Genomic DNA, 5,373 nt, shown 5'->3' with positions numbered 1-5,373 from the left:
ACAACAATCTGCTTGGTCTCAAAATCTTCAAGGTCAATAATAGCAACTCTTGGATTCGCTTTATCATTAATTGCTAACCATTTACCATCATATTTACCATCTTTTTCAGAAAGTCCTGGGTGGTGTGTATCACCCCAATTAATCTCTCTACCTCGAATGTTACCCTGTCTAAGTACGGCTTTTGAATCTTCATCAAAACCATAACCTTGCCAAGGCTCTGGTGTAAATACAGCGATATACTTCAAGATTTTCATTGATGGTACACCATAAACCAAAATCTGTCCACTCTGTCCACCTGAACTAAATACTACAAACTCATCTCTACCACCCGTAGGTAGATAAGTCTTAGCTGCACGAATTACATCGTTTTCTGTCAAGCCTCTCTTCTTCATAATCTTTTCAAGTTCACCACTACCTGCTGTCGCTACCGACACTGCTAATGTTGTACCTAAAAGAAGTGAAGAGAGTTTACTAAATGCTCTAGTCATCTGTTCTCCTTCTATTTTTTGAGATTGTAAAAAACAATACTCAATAGTGGCATAATAGTGGATTTTATAAAGTTATAATTTGACTAAGGGCAAATTATGAGTTTTTTGAAACCATAAATAAGATATAATACACCAATTCACATGAGGAGTCACCATGAGAATCCTAATAATCGGTGGTGGAATATCAGCCGTATATTTAGCCAATAATCTAAAAAAACAAGATGCCTCTGTAGAGGTCTTGATTGTCAGTGATGAAAAATATCCGCCCTATGATAGGATACATCTTTGCCGTTTAGTTGATGGGAAAGAGGATATAAAAGGGATAGCTTTAGCCCTCGACCCAACGGTGAAACTTGAACTGAATCAGAAAATAGAAACCATAGATAAAAAAAACAGAAAAATATTCTCTGAAACTTCCATGTTTGGTTATGATAAATTAATTATTGCCACTGGTTCTATACCTGTTTCACTTTTTGATATAAACGAAATCAATAATGCTTCTGTTTTTAGAAGTGCCAATGATTGTGAGCATATCAAAAATGGTATTAAAAACAGAGAAGTTGTTATCGTTGGAGGTGGGCCTATAGGATTGGAGTTGTTAGAGACACTAAATCAGATGCCAAATGTTGAGAACATCACCCTTCTTATTCGTGGAAAACAGCTCTACAACAATCACTTATCAATAGACTCTATAAAAACAATAGAAGCGTGTTATACCAAAGGTGGAAAAGTCAAAATATCTTATGATGATGAGATAGTTGACAAGATTATTGAAAATGGTGAAATAACACTATTGAAAACTAAAAAGCTACAGATAAAAAATCCTTTTTTAATATTTGGTGTAGGTATAAAACCAAATATCGAGAGTTTTAGGAAGAGTTTCAGGTGCAACAGAGGAATACTCACCAACCTCTATATGCAGAGTATCGATGAAAATGTCTATGCTGTGGGAGAGTGTGCTGAGGTTGAAGCGTTTAATTTTGTGGCAGGTCATGTCAAAGAGTGTACGCTACAAGCCAACTCTGCTATATCTCATATTCTTCAAACAGATGTCAAAGCGTTTGAGCGTGAAATTAGCATCGATATGTTAAAAGTTGGTGAGTTTGATTTGGTAGAGGTCAACTCACCAAAGTTTAATGATGATTATGAGAAGATACTTATCTCTTCAAAAAAAGCAAATCGAATAGATGAGTATTTTGTAAGCGATGACAAACTGACCCGATTTATAGGAATCAACTCCAATGTAGATGTGGGCTATATCGAGACACTTATCAAGACTAGTGAAGAGGTTGATATAAACTATCTCTACCAAAATAGATTAATTGGAGAGAGAGGAAGATTAATCTGTAGTTGTGAGCATGTTTATCATCAAGACTTGGTGGATATTGTGGTTCAAACTGGGATTGGCTCCTTTGGTGAACTTAGCAGTTTTAGTGAAGCTGGACGCGTTTGTGGACGATGTAAAAAGATGGTTGAAGATGTCATAAAAGAGTCGCAACAACTCATAGACCCCAATATGCCTAGAAAAACGCCAGAGGATATAAAAAGGGAACAAGAGATTGCAAAAGTTCAACAACGAATTGATAAATTTAACACGCTGCACCCAATGAACAGCCTAACAACAGAGAATCTCAAATCAGCCATGAACTCTTTGGATATTGCAGAACATGAAGTCAACAGCTGGGTATCAATGGTCACTGCCAATATGCAACTTCACCCAAATTTTGAGGATGTGGTTGAAAAAGGGGTTAAAAGTCTAAACAAGATTCCCATTATCTGGTTGGAGTTGGCTGATTGTAGTGGAAACTCGGAAGCCTTTATCAAATCCACCAACCCCTCTATTGAAGATTTAATTTTTGATTATATCTCTTTGGATTATCATGAGTTGCTGATGAGTGCGAGTGGCGACCAGAGCGAGACGGTGCTAGAGGATATTGTCAAAAATCAAAAAGGTGAATATATCTTAATCGTTGAGGGGGCAGTTCCTCTAGCGATGGAGGGAAAATATCTAAGAATCGGTGCAAAAGGTGAAACAGGAATTGAACTCTTAAAAAAGTGTGCCAAAGATGCCAAACTTATCTTGGCAGTAGGCAGTTGTGCCTTAGATGGTGGCGTGGTAGCCTCAACCCCCAATCCAACAGGTGCTGTGGGTGTGGCTAAAGCACTACAACGAAATGACATTATCAATCTGCCAGGCTGTCCTGTCAATCCAACCAATATCGTGGGGACACTCCTCTCCTATATTATGTTTGAAGAGCTACCAAAACTCGATAAATTCAATCGTCCTCTCTGGGCATATGCCTCCAGAGTACATGATGATTGTGAACGAAGAGGAAACTATGAGCTTGGAGAGTTTGTCAAAGAGTGGGGAGACGAAGGGGCTAAAAAAGGGTGGTGTCTCTTTGAGATGGGGTGTAAAGGTCCTTATACCAATGTTAACTGCCCTACTATGAAATTTAATAGTGATACCAGTTGGCCCGTTCAAGCTGGACATGGATGTATGGGGTGTACTGAGGTTGGCTTTTTTGATAGGTTTGCTCATGAGAGGAAAGTGGACTAAAGTCTCCGATTCCAAATGAGTTTTGCAAGAAGTATATTAATAAAAAAGAGGAAAAAAATGAAAAACCTACCAATAGGAATCCAAACATTCCAAAAAATAAGAGATAAAAAAGAAAACTACATTTATGTAGACAAAACTGATTTAGCTTTAAATCTAATAAATAGCAGTGGATACTACTTCCTCTCACGCCCACGCCGTTTTGGTAAATCTCTTTTTTTAGATACGCTCAAAGATATATTTGAGGCTAAAAAAGAGCTGTTTGAGGGACTTTATATTTATGATAAGTGGGATTGGGAGACTGCTTATCCTGTGATTCATATTAGTTTTGGTGCAGGGGTTGTTAAAAGCATAGATGATTTAGATTTAACCATTCAAGAACTTATAGAAGATAATGAACGAAGACTAGACTTGCATTGTAAAACCAATAGCCAACATAAAAAATGTTTACGCGAATTAATACGAGTTGCCTATAAAAAATATAATCAAAAAGTAGTCATACTAATAGATGAATATGATAAACCTATTTTAGATAATGTTACCAATAAAAAGTTGTCCAAAGAGATACGAGATAAGTTAAAAAATATTTATTCTGTTATCAAAGACAGTGACCGATATGTAAAGTTCGCATTTTTAACAGGAGTAAGTAAATTTTCACGAGTTAGTCTTTTTAGTGGATTAAATAACTTAGAAGATATATCATTAGATGAAAGATATGCAACTATTTGTGGTTATACCCATCAAGATGTAGAGACTCATTTCGAGGAACGATTAGATAGGGTTGATTTGGATGAATTAAAGAAGTGGTACAATGGTTATAACTTTTTAGGCGAAGGAGTTTATAATCCATTTGATATATTACTCTTTTTCTCCAAAGGAAAATCTTATCGGAACTATTGGTTTGAAACAGGTAATCCTTCTTTTTTGATTGAAATACTAAAACAGAAAAACTATTTCTTACCAAATTTAGAAAATGTAGCCATCAGTGAAAGTGACTTAGGTAGTTTTGATGTTGATGATATTAAAATAGAAACTCTGCTTTTTCAAACAGGATATTTAACAATAAAAGAGGTTAAAACGATATTTAATCAAAGAATTTATCAGTTAACTTATCCTAATCTTGAAGTTAGAACAGCTTTGAATGAGAATATTTTCAAGTATCTTTTGACAGATAGTTCTCTTCCTAAAATGCCCATATTAACTGCTATATTAAACAAAGATATGGAACAGTTTAAAAAAGAGATTTATCAACTTTTTGCATCACTTCCCTATAACTCTTATGTAAAAAATGATATTCAAAACTATGAGGGTTATTATGCCAATGTTATGTATGCTTATTTAGCAGGATTGGGTATTCAATTTATAGCCGAAGATGTAACCAATCTAGGACGAATTGATTTAACCATTGCCACCCCTGATATGAGCCAAGTTTATGTGATTGAATTTAAAGTTGTAGATAATAAAAATCAAAAGGGAAAAGCATTGGAGCAGATAAAAAAGAATAAGTATTATGAGAAGTATAAAGAGAAAGCAGATGAGTTAATTATTATTGGGATTGAGTTTTCAAAAAAAGATAAAAATATCTGTAAGTTTGAGTGGGAGTTAATAGAATAGTTTCTTCAAGCCCAAAGGCTCGAAGAAATGATGTAAGCTAAAGAGACTAAATCTCCTCAGCCACATGAACATCATAAAGAACATCATCCATAGGATGACGATACATAGGCATCGCCAATCTCTTCTCATCAAGCACATGCCCGATAAATCCGATTGAACGACCAACAATAAAGAATGCGTTTAGCGTACCAGACGCGATAAACTCATCAATCTCATTCTCTTCATATCCTAATGCTCTCCACATATCAACCATCAAGATTCCGATAGTACCATCAACATTAAGAATTAAGTTCTCTTTTTTAGATGTTGTCAATGCTTCAACTGTTCTTGCATAGTCAAGAAGTGGTGTTGCAGGGAAGTTGTCAGCAGCGAAGTTCATAAGTCCTGTAACTCTAAGGTCAGGGTTCTTTAGTGACTTAATTCTGTGACCGATTCCTGGAATTGGAATACCTTGCTTCTTCATGTGTCCTAAGAACTCTTTTGGAGACAAGTTGTTGTCATCAGCATATTTGAAATGCTCTGCAGCACCATCAATCGCTCCACCAAATCTAGGTCCAATAGTAAGAAGTCCAGTTACAAGTGACTCAACAACTGATTTTCCTGCTCTTGCCGTTACTTTTGCGTTGTGCGCTCCTGATACTGCTGGTCCGTGGTCTGCTACGGTTTTAAGTACCGTTTCGATGAACTCTGTAGCCCATTTTGGATACTGTTTTT

3 protein-coding genes and 1 pseudogene are annotated in these 5,373 nt (G+C 36.0%); 2 read left to right on the top strand and 2 right to left on the bottom strand.

Translation table 11 applies throughout. The features are described from left to right. Window positions 1-488, bottom strand: a pseudogene (locus tag GSY74_RS05055) (cytochrome C); the annotation flags it as partial. 154 nt (window positions 489-642) lie between these two features. Between GSY74_RS05055 and GSY74_RS05050 the strand changes: the two are divergent. Further along, a complete protein-coding gene (locus GSY74_RS05050) occupies window positions 643-3,048 on the top strand; it encodes a hydrogenase small subunit (RefSeq protein WP_164664018.1) in 2,406 nt (801 codons plus the stop codon). 57 nt (window positions 3,049-3,105) lie between these two features. Beyond that, on the top strand, window positions 3,106-4,659 hold the full coding sequence (locus tag GSY74_RS05045) for an ATP-binding protein (RefSeq protein WP_164664017.1): 1,554 nt from the start codon (window positions 3,106-3,108) through the stop codon (window positions 4,657-4,659). Window positions 4,660-4,705: 46 nt separating this feature from the next. On the opposite strand, the gene GSY74_RS05040 is transcribed toward GSY74_RS05045, so the two are convergent. Then, window positions 4,706-5,373, bottom strand: a 668-nt coding sequence (locus tag GSY74_RS05040; protein WP_304948053.1) for a citrate/2-methylcitrate synthase, incomplete at its 5' end; no start/stop codon positions are given.

The sequence above is a fragment of the Sulfurovum sp. bin170 genome (assembly GCF_010892395.1).
Lineage (GTDB): Bacteria > Campylobacterota > Campylobacteria > Campylobacterales > Sulfurovaceae > UBA1140.
The sequence above is the reverse complement of the archived record's forward strand: the minus strand, read 5'-3'. Positions and strand labels throughout refer to the sequence as shown.

Coding starts and splice junctions, on each gene's coding strand:
- GSY74_RS05050 (WP_164664018.1), top strand. CDS start 643: ATGAGAATCCTAATAATCGGTGGTGGAATATCAGCCGTATATTTAGCC.
- GSY74_RS05045 (WP_164664017.1), top strand. CDS start 3,106: ATGAAAAACCTACCAATAGGAATCCAAACATTCCAAAAAATAAGAGAT.